Origin of the sequence: Enterobacter cloacae complex sp. P1B (assembly GCF_014982345.1) — a bacterium.
GTDB lineage: Bacteria > Pseudomonadota > Gammaproteobacteria > Enterobacterales > Enterobacteriaceae > Enterobacter > Enterobacter bugandensis.
Map to the genome: position 1 here is coordinate 55086 of NZ_JADCLF010000015.1, position 24402 is coordinate 79487.

General features: G+C 57.1%; 25 protein-coding genes. 12 read left to right on the top strand and 13 right to left on the bottom strand.

All coding sequences use genetic code 11. The annotated features are described in order from the left end of the window. Nucleotides 1-39 precede the first annotated feature (39 nt). The 5 genes from rhaB to rhaM all read left to right on the top strand — a co-directional run bounded on the left by rhaB (nucleotide 40) and on the right by rhaM (nucleotide 5182). A complete protein-coding gene (rhaB, locus tag INF77_RS18375; RefSeq protein ID WP_193532482.1) occupies nucleotides 40-1509 on the top strand; it encodes a rhamnulokinase in 1470 nt (489 codons plus the stop codon). Further along, nucleotides 1506-2765 carry an L-rhamnose isomerase gene (rhaA, locus tag INF77_RS18380; protein WP_063437464.1) on the top strand — a complete coding sequence of 420 codons (1260 nt, stop codon included), beginning with the start codon at nucleotides 1506-1508 and terminating at the stop codon, nucleotides 2763-2765. Before rhaB ends, rhaA begins: the two co-directional genes overlap by 4 nt. Nucleotides 2766-2861: 96 nt before the next feature. Beyond that, nucleotides 2862-3692 carry a rhamnulose-1-phosphate aldolase gene (gene rhaD / locus INF77_RS18385; protein WP_045260243.1) on the top strand — a complete coding sequence of 277 codons (831 nt, stop codon included), beginning with the start codon at nucleotides 2862-2864 and terminating at the stop codon, nucleotides 3690-3692. A 30-nt stretch (nucleotides 3693-3722) separates the two neighbouring features. Next, the gene (fucO, locus tag INF77_RS18390; protein ID WP_193532481.1) at nucleotides 3723-4871 is read left to right on the top strand and encodes a lactaldehyde reductase; all 1149 of its coding nucleotides are present in this window, start codon (nucleotides 3723-3725) and stop codon (nucleotides 4869-4871) included. Continuing rightward, complete coding sequence (rhaM, locus tag INF77_RS18395) at nucleotides 4868-5182, top strand: L-rhamnose mutarotase (RefSeq protein ID WP_193532480.1); 315 nt, start codon at nucleotides 4868-4870, stop codon at nucleotides 5180-5182. Before fucO ends, rhaM begins: the two co-directional genes overlap by 4 nt. A 38-nt stretch (nucleotides 5183-5220) precedes the next feature. On the opposite strand, the gene INF77_RS18400 is transcribed toward rhaM, so the two are convergent. From INF77_RS18400 to INF77_RS18420, 5 genes are all read right to left on the bottom strand, one after another. After that, on the bottom strand, nucleotides 5221-6159 hold the full coding sequence (locus INF77_RS18400; protein WP_193532479.1) for an Abi family protein: 939 nt from the start codon (nucleotides 6157-6159) through the stop codon (nucleotides 5221-5223). Between the two features lie 200 nt (nucleotides 6160-6359). Next, nucleotides 6360-7631 (bottom strand): MFS transporter, encoded by a 1272-nt coding sequence (locus INF77_RS18405; protein ID WP_192972064.1) that lies wholly within the window; start codon nucleotides 7629-7631, stop codon nucleotides 6360-6362. Between the two features lie 44 nt (nucleotides 7632-7675). Further along, nucleotides 7676-9799 carry an alpha-galactosidase gene (locus INF77_RS18410; protein WP_193532478.1) on the bottom strand — a complete coding sequence of 708 codons (2124 nt, stop codon included), beginning with the start codon at nucleotides 9797-9799 and terminating at the stop codon, nucleotides 7676-7678. A gap of 104 nt (nucleotides 9800-9903) precedes the next feature. Continuing rightward, nucleotides 9904-10899: a LacI family DNA-binding transcriptional regulator gene (locus INF77_RS18415; RefSeq protein WP_193532477.1), complete on the bottom strand. Its 996-nt coding sequence runs from the start codon at nucleotides 10897-10899 to the stop codon at nucleotides 9904-9906. Nucleotides 10900-10916: 17 nt separating this feature from the next. Continuing rightward, nucleotides 10917-11465, bottom strand: a complete 549-nt coding sequence (locus INF77_RS18420) for a helix-turn-helix domain-containing protein (protein ID WP_003861973.1) — start codon at nucleotides 11463-11465, stop codon at nucleotides 10917-10919. Between the two features lie 103 nt (nucleotides 11466-11568). Here INF77_RS18420 and INF77_RS18425 point away from each other — a divergent pair, with 103 nt between their 5' ends. Next, nucleotides 11569-12228 (top strand): AzlC family ABC transporter permease, encoded by a 660-nt coding sequence (locus INF77_RS18425; RefSeq protein ID WP_193532476.1) that lies wholly within the window; start codon nucleotides 11569-11571, stop codon nucleotides 12226-12228. Beyond that, nucleotides 12228-12551, top strand: coding sequence for an AzlD domain-containing protein (locus INF77_RS18430; RefSeq protein WP_028014868.1), 324 nt, complete (start codon nucleotides 12228-12230; stop codon nucleotides 12549-12551). The genes INF77_RS18425 and INF77_RS18430 overlap by 1 nt, the downstream gene beginning before the upstream one ends. A 40-nt stretch (nucleotides 12552-12591) precedes the next feature. On the opposite strand, the gene INF77_RS18435 is transcribed toward INF77_RS18430, so the two are convergent. Beyond that, nucleotides 12592-12804, bottom strand: coding sequence for a DUF1471 domain-containing protein (locus INF77_RS18435; RefSeq protein ID WP_041911778.1), 213 nt, complete (start codon nucleotides 12802-12804; stop codon nucleotides 12592-12594). Between the two features lie 114 nt (nucleotides 12805-12918). Continuing rightward, entirely contained in the window at nucleotides 12919-13755 is an 837-nt protein-coding gene (gene fdhD / locus INF77_RS18440; RefSeq protein ID WP_028014870.1) for a formate dehydrogenase accessory sulfurtransferase FdhD, read from the bottom strand. Between the two features lie 371 nt (nucleotides 13756-14126). Here fdhD and fdnG point away from each other — a divergent pair, with 371 nt between their 5' ends. From fdnG to fdhE, 4 genes are read left to right on the top strand one after another with little or no spacing between them, the layout of a single operon-like run. Then, nucleotides 14127-17177: a formate dehydrogenase-N subunit alpha gene (gene fdnG / locus INF77_RS18445; RefSeq protein WP_120266897.1), complete on the top strand. Its 3051-nt coding sequence runs from the start codon at nucleotides 14127-14129 to the stop codon at nucleotides 17175-17177. Nucleotides 17178-17189: 12 nt separating this feature from the next. Beyond that, nucleotides 17190-18092: a formate dehydrogenase subunit beta gene (gene fdxH / locus INF77_RS18450; protein ID WP_003861960.1), complete on the top strand. Its 903-nt coding sequence runs from the start codon at nucleotides 17190-17192 to the stop codon at nucleotides 18090-18092. After that, nucleotides 18089-18724 (top strand): formate dehydrogenase cytochrome b556 subunit, encoded by a 636-nt coding sequence (gene fdoI, locus INF77_RS18455; protein WP_015569914.1) that lies wholly within the window; start codon nucleotides 18089-18091, stop codon nucleotides 18722-18724. Before fdxH ends, fdoI begins: the two co-directional genes overlap by 4 nt. After that, nucleotides 18721-19650, top strand: a complete 930-nt coding sequence (gene fdhE, locus INF77_RS18460) for a formate dehydrogenase accessory protein FdhE (protein WP_028014872.1) — start codon at nucleotides 18721-18723, stop codon at nucleotides 19648-19650. The genes fdoI and fdhE overlap by 4 nt, the downstream gene beginning before the upstream one ends. Nucleotides 19651-19688: 38 nt before the next feature. Here the strand turns inward: fdhE and INF77_RS18465 are convergent, their stop codons facing one another. Together INF77_RS18465 and INF77_RS18470 are read right to left on the bottom strand one after the other, a co-directional pair. After that, the gene (locus tag INF77_RS18465; protein ID WP_045260265.1) at nucleotides 19689-20063 is read right to left on the bottom strand and encodes a PIN domain-containing protein; all 375 of its coding nucleotides are present in this window, start codon (nucleotides 20061-20063) and stop codon (nucleotides 19689-19691) included. After that, entirely contained in the window at nucleotides 20063-20305 is a 243-nt protein-coding gene (locus tag INF77_RS18470; RefSeq protein ID WP_015569912.1) for a ribbon-helix-helix domain-containing protein, read from the bottom strand. Before INF77_RS18470 ends, INF77_RS18465 begins: the two co-directional genes overlap by 1 nt. 198 nt (nucleotides 20306-20503) lie before the next feature. Between INF77_RS18470 and INF77_RS18475 the strand changes: the two genes are divergently transcribed. Beyond that, complete coding sequence (locus INF77_RS18475; protein WP_193532475.1) at nucleotides 20504-21424, top strand: alpha/beta hydrolase; 921 nt, start codon at nucleotides 20504-20506, stop codon at nucleotides 21422-21424. An 8-nt stretch (nucleotides 21425-21432) separates the two neighbouring features. On the opposite strand, the gene fabY is transcribed toward INF77_RS18475, so the two are convergent. From fabY to yihX, 4 genes are read right to left on the bottom strand one after another with little or no spacing between them, the layout of a single operon-like run. Next, nucleotides 21433-22374, bottom strand: a complete 942-nt coding sequence (gene fabY / locus INF77_RS18480; protein WP_028014875.1) for a fatty acid biosynthesis protein FabY — start codon at nucleotides 22372-22374, stop codon at nucleotides 21433-21435. A 44-nt stretch (nucleotides 22375-22418) separates the two neighbouring features. Continuing rightward, nucleotides 22419-22856, bottom strand: a complete 438-nt coding sequence (gene dtd / locus INF77_RS18485) for a D-aminoacyl-tRNA deacylase (protein ID WP_008501836.1) — start codon at nucleotides 22854-22856, stop codon at nucleotides 22419-22421. Then, nucleotides 22853-23734 carry a virulence factor BrkB family protein gene (locus INF77_RS18490; protein WP_045260235.1) on the bottom strand — a complete coding sequence of 294 codons (882 nt, stop codon included), beginning with the start codon at nucleotides 23732-23734 and terminating at the stop codon, nucleotides 22853-22855. The genes dtd and INF77_RS18490 overlap by 4 nt, the downstream gene beginning before the upstream one ends. After that, entirely contained in the window at nucleotides 23728-24327 is a 600-nt protein-coding gene (gene yihX, locus INF77_RS18495; protein ID WP_045260234.1) for a glucose-1-phosphatase, read from the bottom strand. The genes INF77_RS18490 and yihX overlap by 7 nt, the downstream gene beginning before the upstream one ends. Nucleotides 24328-24402: the final 75 nt, after the last annotated feature.

A 24402-nucleotide genomic window follows, 5' to 3' on the forward strand; every position in this document is an offset into this window, starting at 1 on the left:
CTTACACTCATCGCTAATGACTTAAGAAAGGACCCGACCATGACTTTTCGCCATTGTGTGGCTGTCGATTTAGGCGCATCCAGCGGCCGTGTAATGCTCGCCACCTGGGACTGTGACCAGCACACCCTTACGCTTCGCGAAATGCACCGTTTCGCCAATTGTCTGCAAAAACAGGACGGTTTTGTGACCTGGGATATCGATGCGCTGGAGGCGGAGATCCGCACCGGACTTCACAACGTCTGCGAAAACGGTATCCGCATCGACAGTATCGGCATTGATACCTGGGGCGTGGATTACGTGCTGCTGGACAGCCACGGCGAACGCGTCGGCCTGCCTGTTTCCTACCGCGACAGCCGCACCGATGGGCTGATGGCGCACGCCATCGCGCAGCTTGGCAAGGAGAACATCTATGGTCGCAGCGGCATTCAGTTTCTGCCGTTTAACACGCTGTACCAGCTGCGCGCGCTGGTGGAGCAACAGCCAGAGCTGGTTGAAAAGGTGGCGCATGCGCTGCTGATCCCGGACTACTTAAGCTATCGTCTGACCGGCAACATGAACTGGGAATACACCAACGCCACCACCACGCAGCTGGTCAATATCAACACCGATAACTGGGATGAACACCTGCTGGCATGGACGGGCGCCTCGCCGTCCTGGTTCGGCGCGCCAACCCATCCGGGCAATGTGATCGGCCAGTGGATTTGCCCGCAGGGGAATGAAATTCCCGTTGTCGCCGTCGCCAGTCACGACACCGCAAGCGCGGTCATTGCCTCGCCGCTCGCCAGCAAAGACGCGGCCTATCTCTCCTCCGGCACCTGGTCGCTGATGGGTTTTGAGAGCAAAACGCCTTACACCAGCGACGCCGCGCTGGCCGCCAATATCACCAACGAAGGCGGTGCCGAAGGACGCTACCGCGTGCTGAAGAACATCATGGGCCTGTGGCTGCTCCAGCGGGTGCTGAAAGAGCAGAACGTCACCGACCTGTCCGCGCTTATCGCGGAAACCGAAAAGCTGAAGGCCTGCACCTTCCTGATTAACCCGAACGACGACCGCTTTATTAACCCGGTGCACATGAGCGCCGAAATCCAGGCCGCCTGTTTTGACGCGGGGCAGCCGGTACCTTCCCGCCCCGCCGAGCTGGCGCGCTGTATTTTTGACAGCCTCGCCCTGCTCTATGCCGACATCCTGAGCGAGCTGGCGAGCCTTCGCGGTAAACCGTTCAGCCAGCTGCACATCGTGGGCGGCGGCTGCCAGAACCAGCTGCTGAACCAGCTCTGCGCCGATGCCTGCGGCATTACGGTGGTGGCAGGCCCCGTAGAGGCTTCCACGCTCGGCAACATTGGCATTCAGTTGATGACGCTGGACGAACTATCAAACGTCGACGATTTCCGTTCGGTGGTGACGGCGAATAACAGCCTGACCACCTTCACCCCCAATCCCTGCCATGACATTGCCCGCTACCGGGCGCAGTTTCAGCAAAAACGACTGACTAAGGAGCTTTGCGCATGACCACTCAACTTGAACAAGCCTGGGACCTGGCTAAACAGCGTTTCGCCGCCGTCGGCGTGGATGTCGAAGAGGCGCTGCGCCAGCTCGACCGTCTGCCCGTCTCCATGCACTGCTGGCAGGGTGATGACGTTGCCGGCTTCGAGGATCCGGGCGGTTCCCTGACGGGTGGCATTCAGGCAACGGGTAACTACCCGGGCAAAGCGCGCAACGCCACCGAACTGCGTGCGGATCTTGAAATGGCGTTGAGCCTGATCCCAGGGCCAAAACGGCTGAACCTGCACGCGATTTATCTCGAATCCGACGCGCCGGTCGCGCGTAACGAAATCAAACCAGAACACTTTAAGAACTGGGTGGAGTGGGCAAAGGCCAACCGGCTGGGACTGGATTTTAACCCGTCCTGCTTCTCGCACCCGCTGAGCGCGGACGGGTTTACCCTTGCACACGCAAACGACGAAATCCGGCAGTTCTGGATCGACCACGTCAAAGCCAGCCGACGCGTCTCGGCGTATTTCGGCGAGCAGCTCGGCACGCCGTCGGTGATGAATATCTGGATCCCGGACGGCATGAAGGACATCACCGTTGACCGTCTGGCGCCACGCCAGCGCCTGCTGGCCGCTCTGGATGAAGCCATCAGCGAGAAGCTTGATCCGGCGCACCATATCGACGCGGTGGAGAGCAAGCTGTTCGGCATTGGCGCAGAAAGCTACACCGTCGGCTCTAACGAGTTCTACATGGGTTACGCCACCAGCCGCCAGACCGCGCTGTGCCTGGATGCTGGCCACTTCCATCCAACGGAAGTCATCTCCGACAAAATTTCCGCCGCCATGCTCTACGTGCCGCGCCTGCTGCTGCACGTCAGCCGTCCGGTGCGCTGGGACAGCGACCACGTGGTCCTGCTGGACGACGAAACCCAGGCGATTGCCAGCGAAATCATCCGCCACGATCTGTATGACCGCGTGCACATCGGGCTCGACTTCTTTGACGCCTCCATCAACCGCATCGCGGCGTGGGTTATCGGCACCCGCAACATGAAGAAAGCGCTGCTGCGCGCTCTGCTGGAGCCGACTGCTGCGCTGAAACAGCTTGAAGAAAACGGCGACTACACCGCGCGTCTGGCGCTGCTGGAGGAGCAAAAATCCCTGCCGTGGCAGGCGGTATGGGAGATGTACTGCCAGCGTCACGATGCGCCTGCTGGCAGCCAGTGGCTGGACAACGTGCGGGCGTATGAGAAAGACGTGCTCGCCGCTCGTCAGTAAAAAATATCGCCCGGCAGCGCATTGCATGCCGGGCCTACAGGTAAAAGCAGGCCGGGTAAGCGTAGCGCCACCCGGCATTTTCAAAGGAAACACTGTATGCAGACCATCACCACCTCCTGGTTCGTCCAGGGCATGATCAAAGCCACCTCCGACGCCTGGCTGAAGGGCTGGGACGAGCGCAACGGCGGCAACCTCACGCTGCGCCTGGACGATGCGGACATCGAGCCGTACGCCGCCGATTTTCACCAGAAGCCGCGCTATATTGCCCTGAGTCAGCCGATGCCGCTGCTCGCCAACACGCCGTTTATCGTTACCGGTTCCGGGAAGTTCTTCCGTAACGTTCAACTGGACCCGGAAGCCAATCTCGGCGTCGTGAGGGTAGACAGCGACGGCGCGGGATACCACATTCTGTGGGGGCTAACGGACGACGCGGTGCCGACCTCTGAACTGCCGGCGCACTTCCTCTCCCACTGCGAGCGCATCAAGGCGACTGACGGCAAAGACCGCGTCATCATGCACTGCCACGCCACTAACCTGATCGCCCTGACCTACGTGCTGGAAAATAATTCTGATTTCTTTACCCGCAAGCTGTGGGAAGGCAGTACCGAATGCCTGGTGGTCTTCCCGGACGGTGTCGGTATTCTGCCGTGGATGGTGCCGGGTACCGACGAAATCGGTCAGGCGACCGCGACGGATATGCAAAAGCACGCCCTGGTGCTGTGGCCGTTCCACGGCGTCTTCGGCAGCGGCCCGACGCTGGATGAAACCTTCGGCCTGATCGACACCGCCGAGAAATCCGCGGAGGTGCTGGTGAAGGTCTATTCCATGGGCGGCATGAAGCAGACCATCACCCGGGAAGAGCTGATCGCGCTGGGCAAACGTTTTGGCGTTACCCCGATGCAGTCGGCCCTGGATTTATACGCGTAACGCCACAGGCGATAGTTAAGGAGAATTATCATGAGCTTTATGTTGGCACTTCCCAAAATTAGCCTGCATGGCGCGGGTGCAATCGGCGATATGGTCAACCTGGTAGCGACCAGGCAGTGGGGCAAAGCGCTGGTTGTCACCGACGGCCAACTGGTGAAACTGGGCTTGCTCGACAGCCTGTTTACCGCGCTGGACGCCCATCAAATGTCATGTCAACTGTTCGATGAGGTGTTTCCGAACCCGACGGAAGCGCTGGTGCAAAAAGGATTTGCGGCTTACCGGGACGCGGAGTGTGATTACATCATCGCCTTTGGCGGCGGCAGCCCGATTGATACCGCCAAGGCGATTAAAATCCTCACCGCTAATCCAGGCCCGTCTACCGATTACTCCGGCGTCGGCAAGGTGAAAAATGCAGGCGTGCCGCTGGTGGCGATTAACACTACCGCAGGCACCGCGGCAGAGATGACCAGCAACGCGGTGATCATCGATTCCGCGCGTCAGGTGAAAGAGGTGATTATCGACCCGAACATCATCCCGGATATTGCCGTGGACGATGCCAGCGTGATGCTTGATATTCCGGCCTCCGTGACCGCCGCGACCGGTATGGATGCGTTAACGCACGCCATTGAAGCCTACGTGTCCGTTGGCGCGCACCCGCTGACCGATGCCAACGCGCTGGAAGCGATTCGCCTGATCAGCCTCTGGCTGCCGAAAGCGGTCGACGACGGTCATAACCTGGAAGCGCGCGAGCAGATGGCGTTTGGTCAGTACCTGGCAGGTATGGCGTTTAACAGCGCCGGGCTGGGGCTGGTACATGCTCTGGCGCACCAGCCGGGCGCAACGCACAACCTGCCGCATGGCGTGTGCAACGCCATCCTGCTGCCGATCATCGAAAACTTTAACCGCCCGAACGCGGTCGCGCGTTTTGCCCGCGTGGCGCAGGCAATGGGCGTCGATACCCGCGGGATGAGCGATGAAGCCGCCAGCATGTCCGCCATTCAGGCGATTCGTGACCTGAGCGCCCGCGTCGGCATTCCGTCTGGCTTCAGCCAGCTCGGCGTCACCAAAGCCGATATCGAAGGCTGGCTGGATAAAGCCCTCGCCGATCCGTGCGCGCCGTGCAACCCGCGCACCGCCAGCCGCGACGAGGTCCGCGAGCTGTACCTGGAGGCATTATGATCCGCAAAGCGTTTGTGATGCAGATAAACCCGGACGCGCACGAGGAGTACGCGCGTCGCCACAATCCGATCTGGCCCGAACTGGAAGCGGTGCTGAAAGCCCACGGCGCGCACCACTACGCCATTTATCTCGACAGAGAACGCAACCTGCTGTTTGCGACGGTGGAGATTGAGTCGGAGGAGCGCTGGAACGCGGTGGCGAATACCGACGTGTGCCAGCGCTGGTGGAAATATATGGCTGACGTCATGCCGTCGAACCCGGATAACAGCCCGGTGAGTTCGGAACTGAAAGAGGTGTTTTACTTAGCGTAACGGCAAAGCAGGTGATGGAACGCACGCGTCACCTGCTTTTAGCGCAAGGTTCTCAATCCATAAACTACCGTATCATGCTCCCAGATGATGGTTTCGTTCCTCTCTTTCGCATCGTGACAGTACTGTTCGATAACGGCAATCTGCTCGGGCGATAACGCACAAAACGGTTTCGTATAACGATAGATATTGAGCTCTTCTAGTGAGCAAACGCGTCTGGCATTCTCAAACAGCCCTACCTTTTTCATCACCTTAAGCAGATTAATATCAAGGGCTTCGATGATAAGTTCAATCTTGTTTATCTTGACTCTTATCGTATCAATCGCCGTTCTTGCGTCATTCACGTTTGGCGCTTTAACCCAGACAGGTTCGTGATGGGAAATACGGTTGCGATACTCTCTCAGTTCAAAGATGAGATCGATCAGCGTTTTTCTGACTTTTTGCGGGTTCGTGTTGATTCTGGCGTAATTTTTAAAGACTTTACTCAATGATTTTGGCCATAAATACCCGTGGTTATCTCGCGGCGCGGGAGCGTTAAACTCATTATTCAAAACATAATGCCAGGTACTAAAATCCGTTGAGGCAATAATACGATCGTGACTCCATTCCGGGACCGGTTGCACCTGAGCATAAGCTCCTCGCCTGCGTCTCATCTCTTTTTTGCGCCATTCCCGGGTAAGGCACTCTTGAGCCTTTTCGATGTTTTTATAGAAATGACACTCATCCCGGTCTTTTGTGCAGTGAATCGTTTCCCACCACATATCGCCAAATCTCACCCTGGCTTCTCTGTCGACGGCGTTTCTTAAAGAGATCTCAAGGTTTTGGAGGAGAGGATAAATGGACGCTGCTGCATGCTGAGACCAGATGTATATGCCGTATAATTCGCATTCATTATTCGGACGAAACGTTGTGCGATATCCGTCCAGACGTATTGATGAGATCAATGAAAAAATCGGTTTATAATTAGTAGCTTGCGGCATTTATTCGTGCTCCCAGAACGATGTGCCGAAGCATACCATAGACCTGTAGATACAGTTGACGGTGGATCCTTCAACCGTTAGAATTTGGTCCTGAAAGCCTGTACTGTCTACTTCCCCTTTTTATAGGTTCTGGTTGCGTACACCATAGGCAAAGCGATTTATGAAACCCACCTCTGGTGGGTTTCGTCGTTTTACAGCGCCTATGCCTGGTTCGCCTCCACCGTGTTACTTCGTGCAGCAATCTCCCGCCTGCTGCTCAGCGTAAACGCCGACACCACCGTAATCGCCAGCACGAAACAGCCCAGCATCAGGTACGTCTCCTGGAAGCCGATCCGGTCATACATATTCCCGGCAAAGGCGGAGAGGAAAATCGCTGCCGACTGTTTGGCAAACTGAAAACCAATCAGATAGATTGTGGCCGACAGGCGCGTATCAAACACTCCGGTAATGTATTTGAATGCCCCCACCAGCAGGAACGGGACTTCCAGGGCGTGCAGCATCTTGAGGGCGATGACCTCCACGGCAGTGGTGGCAAACGACGAGCCGATAATGCGCGTCGCCATAATCACCCCGGCGATCAGCAGCGTGTTCTTCGCGCCGATGCGGTTAATGATCCACGGCGAGCAGAACATGATGATGGCGTTACAAATCTCCCCCGCCGTGGTGGCAAAACCAAAGGCGCGGGTCCCTTCCTGCGGCGTGGCGAAGAAGGTTTTAAAGAAGGTGGCAAACTGCTGGTCGAAAACGTCATACACGCAGGCCACGCCAATCACGTACAGGATGAACATCCACATTCTGCGCTGGCGGAACAGGTTGAACACGGTTTTAGCGGTGATCTGCGGCTGGTTCGCGCCCAGGGCGTTCATCACCTGCGCCGTCTGGTTGGGTTTCGGTTTCGCGACCACCAGCAACAGCATCAGCAAAAGCGCCGCCGCCGATCCCATCCAGAAAACATACGACGGGTCGATGCCGAACAGGATGCCGCCCGTTGAGGCGCACAGCCCCCAGCCGAGGCAGCCAAACATGCGCGCCTTGCCGTATTCAAAGAGGCTGTTGCGGCTCACGCGTTCAATGTAGGCCTCAATGGCCCCGGATCCGGCTGAAAAAACAAAGCCGATATACAACCCGCCGCTCAGCGCGCCCAGCCAGATATTGGTTTTCAACAGTGGCGCGAAGACGTACAGGAAAAACGGCGCGAACAGAAACAGCAGCACCGAGATTATCCACAGCAGGTGTTTTTTCAGCCCCAGCTTGTCCGAAATGACGCCCAGCACCGGCTGGAAGGCAATGGCCGATAGCGAGATGCAGGAGAAGACAATCCCGGTATGGGTTTTGTTCAGACCGATGATGTCCGACAGCCAGATCGGCAGGAACGGAAAACAGGTGGCCATGATGAAGAAGTAGAGAAAGAAGAACAGCCCGAAGATCCAGAAATTGGGGTTGTCTTTGTGGGTACAGGTTGTTGTGTTCATTATTTTTATCCTCAACGGAGGGCCGGTTGCCCGGCCCGTCACCTTTACACGCGTTCTACGCCAATCAGAATGGCGGTTTCCGGATCCAGAATCGGCAGCGCAATACCCGCCCGCATCAGCCATTCGCCGCTTGCCGTTTGCGGAGCTTCCATCCACGCCGGCAGCTTGCGCATGGTGTGCCCGCCCTCGCCCGTGATCTGAATGTTCGGGTGATCCAGCAGCGTGATGCGGTACTGCGCGCTGGCGTCTAGCCCCGGCATGCGCAGCGGCATCATCAGGGTGTAATCCGGCATCGCGAGCTGGCTGACCATAAACAGCCCCTGCGTTTTGTCTTCGCTCACTATACCCTGCGCCAGCGTGGTGGCATCCGGCATGTCCACGCGCCACTGGGTACCGTGATGAATCACCTCACGCCACCGCTTATACAGCGCGGCATAATGGCGATAGCCCTCACGCTCCTGCGCATCGACGGTGAGCGGATCCAACTCCAGCCCCATGTGCCCAAACAGCGCCGTCAGCCCACGGAAAGCGATGCTGTGCTGGCGGAAGGTAGCGTGACATTTGTGATGACCGATATGCGCCCCCATCACCTCCGGCGGGAAAAAGTAGCTCATGCCGCGCTGGATCGTGTTGCGCTCCAGCGCGTCGTTGTTGTCGGAAGCCCAGAAGCGGTGGCTGCGGGTCAGCACTTCATAATCGATTCGCCCCCCGCCGGAGGAGCAGGATTCAAATTCAATGTGCGGAAAACGCTCGCCCAGCACGTCCAGCAGGCGGTAAAACTGGCGGGTCTGCGCGTCGGCGGCGGCTTTACCGTTGTGCCCGGGCTGCACCAATTCGCGGTTCATGTCCCATTTCACGTAGTCAACCGCATGCTCGCCCAGCAGCCAGCTCATGCGCTCCACCAGGTAATCAAAGGCCTGCGGGATGTTGAGATTGAGCACCAGCTGGTGTCGTCCGGTCGCCTGGGGATAGCCCGGCAGCGCCAGCACCCAGTCAGGATGCGCGCGATAGAGATCGGAATCCGGGTTAATCATCTCCGGCTCGATCCAGATGCCAAACTCCATGCCGAGCCGTTTAACGTGACTGATTACCGGCGTCAGGCCGTTCGGGTATTTTTTCTCATCCAGGTACCAGTCGCCCAGCGCGGCATGGTCGTCGTTGCGGCCTTTGAACCAGCCGTCGTCAATGATAAAGCGCTCCACGCCCAGCGCGGCGGCCTCATCGGCCATGCGCATGATGTACTCCGGATCGTGGCTGAAGTAGATCCCCTCCCAGGTATTGAGGTGTACCGGGCGCGGTTTGTTTTCCGGGAAGCGGATGATGCTGTCGCGCAGGTAGTGGTGGAACTGCTGGCTCATGCCGTTCAGCCCGTGCGGGGAGTAGCTGGCATACAGGCGCGGCGTCCAGAGCGTTTCGCCCTCTTCAATCGCCATTTCACCCGACAGGTAGAGCGCTTCGGCCTGTATATAACGGCGACCATCGGTTTTCGCTTCCGCGCGCAGGCGGTGGTTGCCGCTCCAGCCCAAATGCACGCCCCAGACGTCGCCCTGCATTTCGCTGAACGATGGCGTACCGGCGATCAGCGCCGGGAAATGTTCGTGGGACGTTTTACCCCGACGGTTTTCAATCACAAAGCTGTCGTGTTCAAGCGTGACGCGGTGCGGCTGAAATTCCCTGATCCAGCGTCCGTGAAAGGCCATAACCTCCTGCGCGCGCTCGGCCACCGGCAGCGTGACGGCGAATCGGTCCACCTGCCACGCCAGCGCTTTCAGGTTGGTTACTCCATGGCGCACCACCAGCACGCCGCTGGCCTCCAGCGTCAGCTCGCTGGTCAGACGCAGTCCCGCGCATTCATCTTCGGCGGTTATCGTCAGGCTGTTTACGTCCTGCTGCACCTGCGTGGTTTTAAACACCGGGGAACCGTCCAGCCCATGGCGATGTCCCTCAATACCGGGCGAGCCAAACAGCCCGTGCCCCAGCTCGGCCATCAGCGTTACCGGGGAGTCCACATCCAGCCTGCCGTTTGCCACCGGCCGCGCCAGCGTAGCGACATTCTGCGGCGAAAAGTGCTGAAGGTGCGGCCCCCAGTAGAGAATTTCGGCGAACGGTTGGGTTTTTATCACCACATCAATCGTGGTGCTTTCGAGTCGTAAAATGGCATCTTGCATCAGACATCTCCTGTCGTCGGGATGCCTTGAGTGTTGATCCGAAACGTTTCGGATGCAAACCAAAACGTTTCGGATCTGTGATCGGGTTTGGAAATTTACGCGGTTTAGGCCGTCTGGCCCGGGAAGAATTCGGGCTGCCAGAGCACCTGGAGCCGTTCGACGTCGTCGCCGTTAATCAGCTGGCGCACCATATCGGCAATCTGTTTCCCGACGCCCTGACGAGTGGACTGGATCACTGCCGCCACGTCAGCATCAACGATGCTGTCCTGCGGAAGTCCGTCATAAACCACCAGCGCAACGGCGTTCTCGCCTGTCAGGCGGCCCAGTTCCGCCAGCGCCATCGCCGCGCCATCGCCGTGGGTGTTGCAGTCTGTAATGATGGCCGTGGGGGGCTGCGGCAGGGAGAGAAGTTCTTTCGTGGTGGCATACCCCACGCGGCGCGAAGGGGGCATAGCGCGCAGCCATTCGCTGGAGAGCCCGGCTTCCCGCAGCGCGTCCAGGTAGCCCTGTCGCCGCTGGGTGATGAATGCCTGATTATTGCTTTCGCCCAGCAGGGCGATGCGCTGATGGCCTTTCTCAATCAGCCAGCGGGTGGCCTGGTACGTGCCAGCATAGTTGTCGAAGTCGAACCATGCGTACGGCTGCGGCAGCTGGCTGCGGCCGAGCGCCAGGAAGGGGAAACCGGCGGCCTGAAGCTGCTCAAGACGCGGATCGCGATCCAGCGTATGGGCCACAATCAGCGCATCCACGCGGCGGCTTTGCACCATGCGCATATAGCTGTGCTTATCCGCCAGATCATCGTCGGCGATGAGCAGCAGGTCGATCTCATGTCGCGCCAGTTCGTGGCTAATTTCGCCGACCATGTCCATAAAAACGCTGTTATTGAGCGGAACAGGATGCACGGGAAAAACGAGGCCGACGGCATCAATTTTGCCCATCTTCAGGCGGCGCGCAAACGTATTAGGTCGGTAACCACGGCGCTGGGCCTCCGCCTCCACGCGGGCGCGCGTCTCAGCAGAAACATCGTCATACCCGTTGAGGGCGCGGCTGACGGTAGTGACGGACAGCCCCAATTCTTTAGCAATGGCTTTGAGCGACATGATTTTCCGTATCTTCGTTAATTTTGTTCCGCCACCAGAAGGGCGTGGGTGTCTGGCTCCAGCGCCTTAAAGATATGCGGCTGATCGGCAGGGTAGCAAATGTAATCGCCCGGGCCGAGTTCTTCCGCCGCGTCGATCAGGCCGACCATCGCCCGCCCCTGGGTCACGATAATATGCTCAACCGACCCCGGCGGATGCGGCTGGGAAATACGGTCTGCGCCCGGCTGCGTCAGCAGCAGATAGATATCACGACGCGCGCCCGGCGGACACGCCGCCAGCAAAATCGCCTCGTAGTTTGCCTGCCCGGCAACCACCTTGGTGCCCTCGCCACGGCGGATCACCTGCGTGACGGGCTGCTGCGGCTCCAGTAACCGGGCAAACGGGATATCCAGCGCCACGCAAAGCGACCAGAGCGTTTCCAGGCTAGGATTGCCGTTGCCAGACTCCAGCTGAGAAAGCGTAGATTTGGCGATCCCGGCACGGCGGGCAATTTCCGCCAGTGACAGCCCGGTTCGCAGGCGTTCCCGCACCAGGCTTTTGGCGATCACGCTGATTGGCTGCGTCATAAAAACGGCCTCTGTCTCTCTATAACGAACGATTCGTTCATCTTGTAAAACGATTTTGATGCGTTCATTATAATGGAAATACGTTCGATATGGCTAAAATGATATGAAGAATCCCCTCTCTTGCCTGAAAGGCGACACGATAAAAGCGATAATTTTGGTCTGCCTCGCGGTAGGCGTGGTCGGCATGTCTTACGGCTCCCTGGCGATGGCCTACGGTTTTCCGCTGTGGGTGCCGTTTGCGCTTTCCCTCACGGTGCTGGCGGGCGCATCCGAGTTTATGTTTATCGGCATTGTGGCAAGCGGAGGTAACCCGCTGGCGGCAGCGGCCGCCGGTTTGCTGGTCAACGCGCGCCATGTGCCGTTTGGCGTGACGGTGCGTGAACTGGTGGGCAAACGGGGTTTGAGCTATCTCGGCTGTCACATCATGAACGATGAAAGCGTGGTGTTTGGCCTGTCGCAAAAAACGCCCGAGCAGCGTAAAGCGGCCTACTGGCTGTGCGGTTTAGGTGTGGCGATTATCTGGCCGGTGGGGGCACTGTTGGGTGCCATGGTCGGTAAACTGCTGCCGGACCCGGAGACCATCGGGCTGGACGCGGTGTTTCCGGCGATCCTGCTGGCGTTAGTGGTACCCGCGTTTAAGAACCGTACCACGCTGATCCGCGCCTGCAGCGGTGCCGCGCTATCACTGGCTGCCGTGCCGTTTGCCCCGGTGGGTTTACCGGTTCTGCTCTCGTTACTCGGTCTCGCTGCGAGGAAAAAATAATGGGAAACATGACGTTTTTTATTCTCGGCATCGCCATTCTTTCTGCCGGAACCTACCTGATGCGTCTCGGCGGGGCAAAGCTGGGCAACCGGCTGGCTCTCTCTGAACGATCGCAGGCGCTGCTTTCCGATGCGGCTACCGTTTTGCTGTTCTCCGTCGCGCTGGCGACCACGTTTTATGAAGGGGAACATTTTGCGGGCATGGCGCGCGTGCTGGGCGTGGGGTTCGCGGTGTTTCTGGCATGGCGAAAAATGCCGTTAATTGTGGTGATCGTCGCGGCGGCGGTGGTGACGGCGCTGCTACGTCTGGCGGGTATAAATTAAAAAAGCGCCCCAGGGGCGCTCTTTCGACGGTATAGCGAAATTATTTGTTCAGTTCAGCGGTCATGTGTACGCGGTTACCGGTGAACGCCTGGGTAATTTTGTAGGATGACGCGCCCGCTTCCTGAGCCTGAGCCGCGATTTTCGCTTCTGCGCTATCAATGGTGGAAGCAGAGGCGGTCACTGTCTGTGCAGCGAAAGAACCGAAAGAAGCAGCCAGAGCGATTACAGCGACAAAAGTTTTGATGCTTTTCATGATATAAACCCTTTCATTAAGTTGTTTAGGTAAGGCACCGTGCCTTGATGAGATAAATACTAGCCCTCATCCTGAACAACTAAAAGCGGAAGGATTTGCTATTATCATTCAAAATTACTGATCAACCATTAACCGCTGCGGATGGGTATAAATCGTCGCCCTGCCCGGCTTGCAGAACCCCACCAGCGTCAGATTGCAGCGCTCCGCCACCTCCACCGCCAGCGTGGTTGCCGCCGACACCGCAAACAGAATTTCCACGCCGCACATCGCGGACTTCTGCACCATCTCATAGCTGGCGCGGCTGGAAACAAGCGCCGCGCCCTGCTGCCAGAGATCGCTCTCCCCCGCACGACGGCCTAATAGCTTGTCGAGCGCGACGTGGCGGCCCACGTCCTCATGCCCTCCAGCAATATCTCCTGACGGCAATACCCACGCCGCCGCGTGCGTGCAGCCGCTCAGTTGGCCGATGGGCTGAACATCGTTGAGATTTTCCAGCGCACGGTCGAGATGCGCCAGATTGAAGGTCTGGGTAAACGGCAGTGGCGCAACGGGCTTGCCAATATCATTAAGCTGCTCAACACCACAGACACCGCACCCTGTACGCCCGGCCAGCGCGCGGCGGCGCTCTTTCAGCCCCATAAAGCGGCGGCTGGAGAGTTCGATTTGCACTTCAAGACCGTTACACGCCTGAACCACGTCCATGCCGTAGATCTCCTGCGGGTGCGCAATGATGCCTTCCGAAAGGGAAAAACCGATGGCGAACAGTTCGAGATCTTTGGGTGAGGCCATCATCACCACGTGCGAAATACCGTTGTAAACGAGGGCAACGGGCACTTCTTCAGCCAGAAAATCGGGTGTGGCATGGGTAATGCGGGGCGGTCTGCGTACCGACATTTCCACAATGCCCGCAGGCAGTGGCGATGAGCGGGTAGCACGGTTTTGTTTAGACACAGCGGTATTCCTGAACAACCACGGAAGTAGGCCTGCTATTGCAGCATAAACCGCAGGCCTTACGCATAGTATGGATCAACTTTTCGACACTCATTGTCCTACTCATTAAGAAGAGGTGCAACCCGGCCCCCGCTACACACCTTTAACATGCAGAGCTTATAGTGTGATCAGTGTCACACTTTATAATCAACACAGTGATAATACGTTCACTTTGTATTAACGCCGTTGGAACAGGTATACCGACATTGTGGTATTCTGATGATATCCCTCGGAGAAATGAGGGATTAACGCAAATTTTTCTCCTTTGCGGTCAATTCTCAACCGCGAAGTTAAAACTACATATATAAGCAATGTCGAACAAGGAGTGACCCATGCAGGTCAGCAGAAGGCAGTTCTTTAAGATCTGCGCTGGCGGTATGGCAGGCACCACGGCGGCGGCACTGGGCTTTGCGCCCGGCGTAGCGCTGGCGGAAACGCGGCAGTACAAACTGCTGCGCACCCGCGAAACCCGTAACACCTGTACGTACTGCTCCGTCGGCTGTGGGCTGTTGATGTATAGCCTCGGCGACGGTGCGAAAAACGCCAAAGCGTCTATTTTCCATATCGAAGGCGACCCGGACCATCCGGTCAACCGCGGCGCGCTGTGCCCGAAAGGGGCCGGTCTGGTGGACTTTATCCACTCCGAAAGCCGTCTGAAATTCCCGGAATATCGCGCACCTGGCTCCGATAAATGGCAGCAAATCAGCTGGGAAGAGGCGTTTGACCGCATCGCAAAACATATTAAAGAAGACCGCGATGCCAACTTTATTGAGAAGAACGCCGACGGCGTCACGGTCAACCGCTGGCTCTCCACCGGGATGCTGTGTGCTTCTGCCTCCAGCAACGAAACCGGCTATTTAACCCAGAAATTCACGCGCGCACTCGGTATGCTCGCGGTCGACAACCAGGCGCGTGTCTGACACGGACCAACGGTAGCAAGTCTTGCTCCAACATTTGGTCGCGGTGCGATGACCAACCACTGGGTCGACATCAAGAACGCCAACCTCATTGTGGTGATGGGCGGTAACGCCGCTGAAGCGCACCCTGTCGGGTTCCGCTGGGCGATGGAAGCCAAAATCCACAACGGTGCGAAACTGATTGTGATCGATCCCCGCTTTACGCGTACTGCGTCAGTGGCGGATTTCTACACCCCTATTCGTTCAGGTACTGACATCACTTTCCTGTCAGGCGTACTGCTGTACCTGATGACCAACGAAAAATATAACCGCGAGTACACCGAAGCCTATACCAACGCCAGCCTGATCGTGCGTGAGGATTACCACTTCGAAGATGGCCTGTTCAGCGGTTATGACGCGGAAAAACGCAAGTACGACAAAACCAGCTGGAACTACGAGCTGGATGAGAAAGGCTTTGCGAAGCGCGACACCACTCTTCAACACCCGCGCTGCGTATGGAACCTGCTGAAAGAGCATGTTTCCCGCTACACGCCGGACGTTGTTGAGAACATCTGCGGCACGCCGAAGGCGGACTTCCTGAAGGTCTGCGAGCTGATCGCGGAGACCAGCGCGAAGGACAAAACCGCGTCGTTCCTGTATGCACTCGGCTGGACGCAGCACTCCATCGGCGCGCAGAACATCCGCACCATGGCGATGGTTCAGCTGCTGCTCGGCAACATGGGGATGGCAGGCGGCGGCGTGAACGCCCTGCGCGGTCACTCTAACATCCAGGGTTTGACCGACCTCGGCCTGCTGTCTCAGAGCCTGACGGGTTACATGAACCTGCCAAGCGAGAAACAGACTGACCTGCAGACCTACCTGACGGCCAGCACGCCAAAACCGCTGCTCGAAGGCCAGGTGAACTACTGGGGCAACTATCCGAAGTTCTTCGTCTCGCTGATGAAAGCCTTCTACGGCGACAAAGCGACGGCGGAAAACAGCTGGGGCTTTGACTGGCTGCCGAAGTGGGACAAAGGTTACGACGTTCTCCAGTACTTCGAAATGATGCATCAGGGCCAGGTCAACGGCTATATCTGCCAGGGCTTTAACCCGGTGGCGTCGTTCCCGAACAAGAACAAGGTTGTCGAGTCTCTCTCGAAGCTGAAGTTCCTGGTGACGATTGACCCGCTCAACACCGAGACCTCGACCTTCTGGCAGAACCACGGTGAGTCGAACGACGTCGATCCGTCGAAGATTCAGACCGAAGTGTTCCGCCTGCCGTCTACCTGCTTCGCGGAAGAGAACGGTTCTATCGTCAACTCCGGCCGCTGGCTGCAGTGGCACTGGAAAGGCGCGGACGCCCCGGGCATCGCCATGAACGACGGCGAGATCCTGGCCGGCATCTTCTTACGCCTGCGTAAGATGTATGCGGCAGAAGGCGGCGCGAACCCTGAGCCGGTGCTGAACATGACCTGGAACTACTCGACGCCGGAAAATCCTGCGCCGGAAGAAGTGGCCATGGAGAGCAACGGTAAGGCGCTGGCGGACGTTATCGACCCGGTCACCGGCGCGGTTCTGGCGAAGAAAGGCGATCAGCTCAGCACCTTCGCGCACCTGCGCGATGACGGTACCACCTCCAGCGGCTGCTGGATCTTTGCCGGTAGCTGGACGCCGAAAGGCAACCAGATGGCCAACCGCGACAACGCCGACCCGTCGGGCCTCGGCAATACGCTGGGCTGGGCATGGGCATGGCCGCTGAACCGCCGCATCCTCTATAACCGCGCCTCCGCTGACCCGCAGGGTAACCCGTGGGATCCGAAGCGTCAGCTGCTGAAGTGGGACGGCGCGAAATGGGGCGGCGTGGATATTCCGGACTACAGCACTGCCGCACCAGGCAGCGACGTTGGGCCGTTTATCATGCAGCCTGAAGGGATGGGCCGTCTGTTTGCTATCGATAAGATGGCGGAAGGGCCGTTCCCGGAACATTACGAGCCGTTTGAGACGCCGCTGGGCACCAACCCGCTGCACCCGAACGTGGTCTCTAACCCGGCAGCGCGTATCTTCAAGGGCGACTTTGAAGCGCTGGGTAAAAAGGACAAGTTCCCGTACGTGGGCACCACTTACCGTCTGACCGAGCACTTCCACTACTGGACCAAGCACGCGCTGCTTAACGCCATCGCGCAGCCGGAACAGTTTGTGGAGATCGGCGAGAAGCTGGCGAACAAGCTCGGCATTGCCCATGGCGATACCGTGAAGGTCTCCTCTAACCGCGGCTACATCAAGGCCAAGGCGGTGGTGACCAAGCGTATTCGCACGCTGAACGTTCACGGTCAGCAGGTGGATACCATCGGCATCCCAATTCACTGGGGCTATGAGGGCGTGGCGAAGAAAGGGTTCATTGCGAACACCCTGACGCCGTTCGTCGGCGATGCGAACACGCAGACGCCGGAGTTTAAGGCCTTCCTCGTGAACGTGGAAAAGGTGTAACGGAGACGACTTATGGCTTATCAATCTCAAGACATTATCCGTCGTTCCGCGACTAACGGTTTCACGCCCGCGCCACAGGCGCGGGACCACCAGCAGGAAGTGGCGAAGCTGATCGACGTGACCACCTGTATCGGCTGTAAAGCCTGTCAGGTGGCCTGCTCTGAGTGGAACGACATCCGTGACGAAGTGGGTCATAACGTCGGGGTGTACGACAACCCGGCAGACCTGACCGCAAAGTCCTGGACGGTAATGCGTTTCTCGGAAGTGGAGCAGAACGACAAACTGGAATGGCTTATCCGCAAAGACGGCTGTATGCACTGCGCGGATCCGGGCTGCCTGAAGGCGTGTCCGTCAGAAGGGGCTATCATTCAGTATGCCAACGGCATCGTCGACTTCCAGTCCGAGCAGTGCATTGGCTGCGGCTACTGCATCGCGGGCTGTCCGTTCGACGTGCCGCGCATGAACCCGGAAGACAACCGCGTCTACAAATGTACCCTGTGCGTTGACCGCGTTAACGTGGGCCAGGAGCCTGCATGCGTGAAGACCTGCCCAACCGGCGCTATCCACTTTGGCTCCAAAGAGGATATGAAAACGCTGGCGGCAGAGCGCGTGGGCGAGTTGAAAACCCGTGGTTACGACAACGCGGGCCTGTACGATCCGGCCGGGGTTGGCGGTACGCACGTGATGTACGTCCTGCACCACGCCGACAAGCCGAACCTGTATCACGGCCTGCCAGAGAACCCGGAAATCAGCGCCACCGTGAAGTTCTGGAAAGGCATCTGGAAACCGCTGGCCGCGGTGGGCTTTGCTGCCACCTTCGCAGCGAGCATCTTCCACTACGTCGGCGTCGGTCCGAACCGTGCGGAAGAGGAAGACGACAACCTGCATGAAGAGAAAGACGAGGTGCGCAAATGAGAAAACGTGACACCATCGTGCGCTACACCGCGCCGGAACGCATCAACCACTGGGTCACCGCCTTCTGCTTCATGCTGGCGGCGATAAGCGGGCTGGGGTTCTTCTTCCCCTCCTTCAACTGGCTGATGCAGATCCTGGGCACGCCGCAGCTGGCGCGCATCCTTCACCCGTTCGTGGGTGTGGTGATGTTTGCCTCGTTTATCATCATGTTTTTCCGCTACTGGCACCATAACCTAATCAATCGGGATGATATCTTTTGGGCGAAGAATATTCGTAAGATCGTCGTCAACGAGGAAGTAGGTGATACCGGGCGTTATAACTTCGGCCAGAAATGCGTATTCTGGGCGGCGATTATCTTCCTGGTCCTGTTGCTGGTGAGCGGCGTGATCATCTGGCGTCCGTACTTTGCGCCTGCTTTCTCAATCCCGGTGATCCGATTTGCGCTAATGCTGCATTCATTTGCCGCAGTGGCGTTAATTGTGGTTATCATGGTGCATATTTACGCCGCCCTCTGGGTGAAAGGCACCATTACCGCGATGGTGGAAGGATGGGTAACCAAAACGTGGGCGAAGAAACATCACCCGCGCTGGTACCGTGAAGTCCGCCAGAAACAGGAAAAGTCATCTGAATGAGTATTCGCATAATCCCGCAAGATGAGCTGGGGTCGAGCGAGAAACGTACGGCGGAGTATATTCCGCCGTTGTTATTCCCCAGACTCAAGAACCTCTACAACCGCCGCGCAGAGCGTCTGCGCGAGCTGGCAGAGAACAACCCTCTGGGCGATTTTCTGCGTTTTGCCGCGCTGGTCGCCCATGCACAGGAGGTGGTGCTGTACGACCACCCGCTGCAAATGGACCTGACCGCGCGCATTAAAGAAGCTAACGAGCAGGGCAAGCCGCCGCTGGATATTCACGTCCTGCCGCGCGACAAGCACTGGCATAAGCTGCTTCATTCGCTGATTGCCGAGCTGAAGCCGGAGATGAGCGGCACCGCGCTGGCGGTCATCGAGAATCTGGAAAAAGCCTCTGACCTGGAGCTGGAAGAGATGGCGAGCGCGCTGTTTGCATCCGACTTCTCGCTGGTCAGCAGCGATAAAGCGCCGTTTATCTGGGCTGCGCTGTCGCTCTACTGGGCGCAAATGGCGAGCCTGATCCCGGGCAAAGCCCGCGCCGAATACGGCGAAGCGCGCCAGTTCTGCCCGGTCTGCGGCTCAATGCCGGTCTCCAGCATGGTGCAGATTGGGACCACGCAGGGGCTGCGCTACCTGCACTGCAACCTGTGTGAAACCGAGTGGCACGTGGTGCGCGTGAAGTGCAGCAACTGCGAGCAGACTCGCGATCTCAACTACTGGTCGCTGGAAAATGAAGACGCGGCGGTGAAAGCCGAAAGCTGCGGCGACTGCGGAACCTACCTGAAGATCCTGTATCAGGAAAAAGACCCGAAAGTCGAAGCGGTGGCCGACGATCTCGCCTCGCTGATTCTGGATGCGAAGATGGAGCAGGAGGGCTTTGCCCGCAGCTCGATCAACCCGTTCCTGTTCCCGGGCGAAGGGGAGTAATCTCCGTGAGAGTGCCGGGCGGCGCGAGCTTGCCCGGCCTACACCTGGTAAGGCGTAAGGACCTCGTCAATACCCGCAAAAACTTTCGTGTTGCGAGAAATCAACGGACATTTTCTGCTCTGCGCTGTAGCCAGGATGATAGCATCAGGCAGTTTCATTCCATGCTTCTCACGTAGTAAAACGCTTCTTTCCGCGATATCCCGAGACACATCAATAATTTCAAAAGCGCCCATCACGGCTGCCGTTTTCGCTTCATGACCATGCCTGCGAGCGCCCACCATCACTTCCATCCAGGTAATTAAGCTGATGGCACGATGCGACGCGGTATGCTCAATCGCATCCGCAGCTTCAACACGGTTGTTGAAAAGATCAATGAGAATATTGGTATCAAACACTGCCATGTGCTCCATGATTACCACTCCTCACGCAGCTTGCGTTCATACTCAAGCCCGTCCTCTTTTCTGTCTCCCCACAGACCAAGCGCATTTCGGATAACAGAAGAACTCTGCTGGTCGAGATACAGCTCAATCGCTTCGCGAAGCAGTTCAGCACGTGGTTGATTTCGCAATTGCTTGAGGTTATCCAAACGTTGAATCACGTCATCAGACAAATCGATAAGTATTCTGCCCATATCAAGTTCCGCCAAAACGCTCATATATCACCTTAGTATATCATCATTGGTTAATTTTCAGGCAAAATACTCTTTATCAATTTAGGGTGAAAGGACGTTTTTTAGGGAATGATCGATTTTGCGAGCCGATTTCCACAATATGCACCTCTCAACATTTCTCTGTTTTCATCTGCTGTAAACCAGGCTATAAACTGTATAAACGCACAGTAAAAGGACGTAACCATGGCTCTGGAGAAGGGTATTGATAAGCTGGTACAGGAGTTTATTGCCGCAGGACGACCTTCCTCGCGAAAGCAGAGTATTGATGACCGGAGAAGCGGATATGTCGCCAGCACAGCGCTGGCCGGGGAAAAAGAAACTCGTGTCCAGGTTGAAACGCTAGTTCTTGAGGATTTGACCTTTCGGGTATTTTCGCCTGTCAATGCCCCTGAAACGTTACCTTGTGCCCTCTACTATCATGGCGGTTGTTTTGTCAGCGGTGGGTTTGAAACCCATGATAATCAGCTTCGCCAACTGGCGTTTTACGGTAACTGTCGGGTCATTGCGGTTCAGTACAGACTCGCACCCGAGCATACCTTCCCGGCTGCGCATGACGATGCAGAGAGAGCGGCAGATCTTGTCTGGCAAAATGCAGAACAATTAGGTGTGGATAAAAACCGGATTACACTTTGTGGAGACAGCGCGGGAGGCCATCTTGCGCTGGTAACATCATTGCGGCTTAAGGCCAAAGGTCTCTGGGATCCCGCACAGCTCATTCTTATCTACCCCATGCTCGACGCTACGGCCAGTTTTGAAAGCTATACCCTCAATGGCATGGATTACGTGATTACTCGCGATACCCTTTTGAGCGGCTATGAAATGTATCTGGCTGGAGCCGACCGTCAGCATCCTGAAGTCAGCCCGCTGTGGCGCAACGACTTTAGCGGTCTGCCAAAGGTCCACATTGTTACCGCTGAGTATGATCCGTTACGCGACGAAGGCGAGGCGCTTTGTCAGCGCCTCACGGAGCAAGGCGTGAAGTGTACCGCTCAACGATGGCGGGGTGTAATACACGGCTTCTTTCAGTTGGGTGGAATTAGCCAGTCAGCGCGAGACGTTATGCGAGATATTGCCTGGCGCATTAACCATGACGGGCGAGAGTGAGAAGGAGACTACTCCTCCTCGTTCCCGCCCTCTTCATAAGCGCCATACGGCTTCGCAGGAAGAACGATATAGGTGCCTTCAAACACCGCGCCCGGCGTTTCATCGCCGAACAGCTCAACTTGCATTTGCACGCGCGCTTTGCGGCCACGTGCCAGACGATCGAGATCGCCGCCCAGCGCGCCAAGGTCCGCCACCGCGCTCGGCTTGCCGCTGATAGGCGCACTGTAGCGGATGTGGGCATCGGCCAGAATAATGGTGCCGCCAAGATGCCGCTCGCGCAGCATTAGCCAGATCAGCCCCCAGCCGGTGAGCGTCGCCAGGGAAAACAGGCTGCCGGCAAACAGGGTGTGGTGAGGGTTCTGATTGCCGGTTTCCGGCATGGTGGTAATGAATTTTTGCCCGGTGTACTGCTGAATGCGCACGCCCATCTTTTCACTCAGAGGGATGTGTTCATACCAGGCCTGCTGCAGCTGCCCGCACCAGTCCGCGCGATGAAGAATATCGTCCAGCGTGGCGATGGGTTTGATCATCAAAAAGTGGCGAATCGGCGTGGTTTGCGGGGCGGTGATTTCACCCTGGTTAACAAAACCGAGTTTGGCAAAAAACTCCACGGCATCTTCCCGGGCGCTACAGGTGACGCGCTTAACGCCTTCCTGACGGGCGACGGACTCCAGCGTCATCGCCATTAGCGTCCCCAGCCCTTTATCCTGCACGGAAGGGTGAACCGCCATAAAACGAATCGACGCTTCGTTATCAGCGTTGATATACAGTCGCCCGACGGCGACGAGGTTGCCCTCTTCGTCCATCACCATCTGATGATGGGCCATCGCATCCCAGGCGTCGCGTTCAGATCCTTTTGGCTGATGCAGTGGCTTGCGCAGCATTTCCCAGCGGAACTGGTAATACGCTTCTAACTCTTCTTCCGTTTGCGGTACTCGAAGGTGATACATAGCTGTACTCTCTCTTGTTACCCGCGGCCACGCCGCCAGTTGGCTCATACCTGGAGCCAGAATGTGACGGGGCCATCGTTCACCAGCGAGACCTGCATATCTGCAGCGAATCGTCCGGTTTGCGTATTCATTTCCTGTTGGCGACAACGCTCAACAAAGTATTCGTAAAGTGCTTCTGCACGATCCGGCGCGGCGCCTTTAGAGAAACTCGGGCGCATGCCGCGCTCGGTATCCGCTGCCAGCGTAAACTGGGAAACCACCAGCACGCTGCCGCCCGCCTGCTGGACGTTCAGATTCATCTTGCCTTCCGCATCGCTGAATATGCGGTAGCCCAGCACGCGCTCGCATAAGCGGTTCGCTTTTTGTTCGTCATCATCCTTTTCGACACCTAACAACACCAAAAGTCCTGGGCCAATTTCACCCGTCACCTCTCCCTCCACGGTGACGCTGGCACGGGTTACGCGCTGTATCAATGCAATCATGGTTGGTCTGCTTCTAATTGTTTTTCAGCTTCTGCTGCTTTTTTAAGTTCGCGGTATACGCCGAGAGTGACAGTTATTTCGGCGCCAAGCAAGACGATACACCAGGTCCAGTAAACCCAGACAAATAAAATGGGGATCACCGCCAGCACGCCGTAAATCAGCTGATAAGACGGGAACATGGTGATGTAAAGGGCAAACCCTTTTTTACCCAGTTCAAAAAGCACTGCCGCCACCAGCGCCCCAACTACCGCATCGCGGTTAGGCACGCGCGTGGTCGGTACAACGCTATAGAGCAGCCAGAACGAGAGCCAGGACAGGATCAGCGGAAAAATACGCAGCACGTTATCAATCACGCTGTTTAAATCACTCGCCCAGCGCAAGGAGAGAAGATACGAACTGATTGCCAGACTCGCCCCAGCCAGCAACGGCCCCAGCGTTAAAATCATCCAGTAGACGGCAAAGGAATAGACCTTAGGACGGATTTTTTTGCTTCGCCAGATGGTGTTAAGCGCGCTGTCGATAGAGTACATCAGCAGCAGCGCGGTGACGATAAGGCCGCACGCCCCCACCGCCGTCATTTTGCTGGAGTTGGCAACAAACTGCTCGATGTAGTTCTGGATAACATCCCCGGTGGCCGGGATGAAGTTCGCGAAGACGAAATGGCGAAGCTGCAGGCTAACGTCCGCGAACATCGGGAAAGCGGAAAAGAGCGCAAAGATAACCGCCACCAGCGGCACTAATGAGAGCAACGACACGTAGGCGAGGTTACCCGCCAGCGTGGTCATGTTGTCCTCATCAATGCGGTGCCAGAGCAACTTCAGCCAGGCCCTCAGCGGGCGAGTATGATGCGTGGCTTTTTGATGAACGGTTTTTAGCATAACTGCTTCGCAAAGTAGTTCGGTATCGTCTCTTTTCCGGTCACCAGAATTGACGTGATACCCAACTGGTTAGCTCCCTCTATATTATCGGCGTTGTCATCGAAAAAGACCGCATCGGCCGCGGTGAATCCCTCTGCCTGCAAAACAGCCTGATAAATTCGCGCTTCAGGCTTACGCATACCCATCTCTTGCGAAAGATAGATCTTATCTGCCGCCGCCTTAACTTCGGGATATTCCTCTGGCCAGAAGGTCGTGTGCAGACGGTTGGTGTTAGACAGCACGACCACCCGGTGCCCCTGCTCGCGCAGTTTGTGCATAATGTCGATCACTTCCGGACGGATCGCGACGAATACCGCCTGCCAGCCGTGAGAAAATTGTTCATAGCTTAACGAAAGCCCCATCTCCTGGCAGAAGCGTTCAGCAAACTCTTCATCGCTAATCTCGCCGCGCTCATGCTGATGGAAGGTCTCACCCATCGCGAAATCCTGCTTTAACGTCGCCAGCGGCACACGGCTAAAGTCGCTCCAGGCACCCAGCACCCGGTTAAAATCGATATCGACGATTACGTTTCCTAAGTCAAAGATATAAAGCATGTTTATCTCCTTTCGCCGTGGAGAGATAACTGTAGCGGGAATCACGAGATTTGACTATGCGTGCCGTCTAAGGTG

Bases quoted from the DNA above. Each gene is read 5' to 3' on its own strand.
- rhaD (WP_045260243.1), top strand. From the start codon at position 2,862: ATGCAGACCATCACCACCTCCTGGTTCGTCCAGGGCATGATCAAAGCC.
- INF77_RS18415 (WP_193532477.1), bottom strand. From the start codon at position 10,899: ATGTCGCTCAAAGCCATTGCTAAAGAATTGGGGCTGTCCGTCACTACC.
- INF77_RS18405 (WP_192972064.1), bottom strand. From the start codon at position 7,631: ATGAACACAACAACCTGTACCCACAAAGACAACCCCAATTTCTGGATC.
- INF77_RS18400 (WP_193532479.1), bottom strand. From the start codon at position 6,159: ATGCCGCAAGCTACTAATTATAAACCGATTTTTTCATTGATCTCATCA.
- dtd (WP_008501836.1), bottom strand. From the start codon at position 22,856: ATGATTGCATTGATACAGCGCGTAACCCGTGCCAGCGTCACCGTGGAG.
- INF77_RS18425 (WP_193532476.1), top strand. From the start codon at position 11,569: ATGAAGAATCCCCTCTCTTGCCTGAAAGGCGACACGATAAAAGCGATA.
- INF77_RS18410 (WP_193532478.1), bottom strand. From the start codon at position 9,799: ATGCAAGATGCCATTTTACGACTCGAAAGCACCACGATTGATGTGGTG.
- INF77_RS18430 (WP_028014868.1), top strand. From the start codon at position 12,228: ATGGGAAACATGACGTTTTTTATTCTCGGCATCGCCATTCTTTCTGCC.
- INF77_RS18435 (WP_041911778.1), bottom strand. From the start codon at position 12,804: ATGAAAAGCATCAAAACTTTTGTCGCTGTAATCGCTCTGGCTGCTTCT.
- INF77_RS18475 (WP_193532475.1), top strand. From the start codon at position 20,504: ATGGCTCTGGAGAAGGGTATTGATAAGCTGGTACAGGAGTTTATTGCC.
- fdhE (WP_028014872.1), top strand. From the start codon at position 18,721: ATGAGTATTCGCATAATCCCGCAAGATGAGCTGGGGTCGAGCGAGAAA.
- fdoI (WP_015569914.1), top strand. From the start codon at position 18,089: ATGAGAAAACGTGACACCATCGTGCGCTACACCGCGCCGGAACGCATC.
- INF77_RS18420 (WP_003861973.1), bottom strand. From the start codon at position 11,465: ATGACGCAGCCAATCAGCGTGATCGCCAAAAGCCTGGTGCGGGAACGC.
- rhaA (WP_063437464.1), top strand. From the start codon at position 1,506: ATGACCACTCAACTTGAACAAGCCTGGGACCTGGCTAAACAGCGTTTC.
- INF77_RS18490 (WP_045260235.1), bottom strand. From the start codon at position 23,734: ATGCTAAAAACCGTTCATCAAAAAGCCACGCATCATACTCGCCCGCTG.
- INF77_RS18470 (WP_015569912.1), bottom strand. From the start codon at position 20,305: ATGAGCGTTTTGGCGGAACTTGATATGGGCAGAATACTTATCGATTTG.
- rhaB (WP_193532482.1), top strand. From the start codon at position 40: ATGACTTTTCGCCATTGTGTGGCTGTCGATTTAGGCGCATCCAGCGGC.
- fdxH (WP_003861960.1), top strand. From the start codon at position 17,190: ATGGCTTATCAATCTCAAGACATTATCCGTCGTTCCGCGACTAACGGT.
- yihX (WP_045260234.1), bottom strand. From the start codon at position 24,327: ATGCTTTATATCTTTGACTTAGGAAACGTAATCGTCGATATCGATTTT.
- fucO (WP_193532481.1), top strand. From the start codon at position 3,723: ATGAGCTTTATGTTGGCACTTCCCAAAATTAGCCTGCATGGCGCGGGT.
- rhaM (WP_193532480.1), top strand. From the start codon at position 4,868: ATGATCCGCAAAGCGTTTGTGATGCAGATAAACCCGGACGCGCACGAG.
- fabY (WP_028014875.1), bottom strand. From the start codon at position 22,374: ATGTATCACCTTCGAGTACCGCAAACGGAAGAAGAGTTAGAAGCGTAT.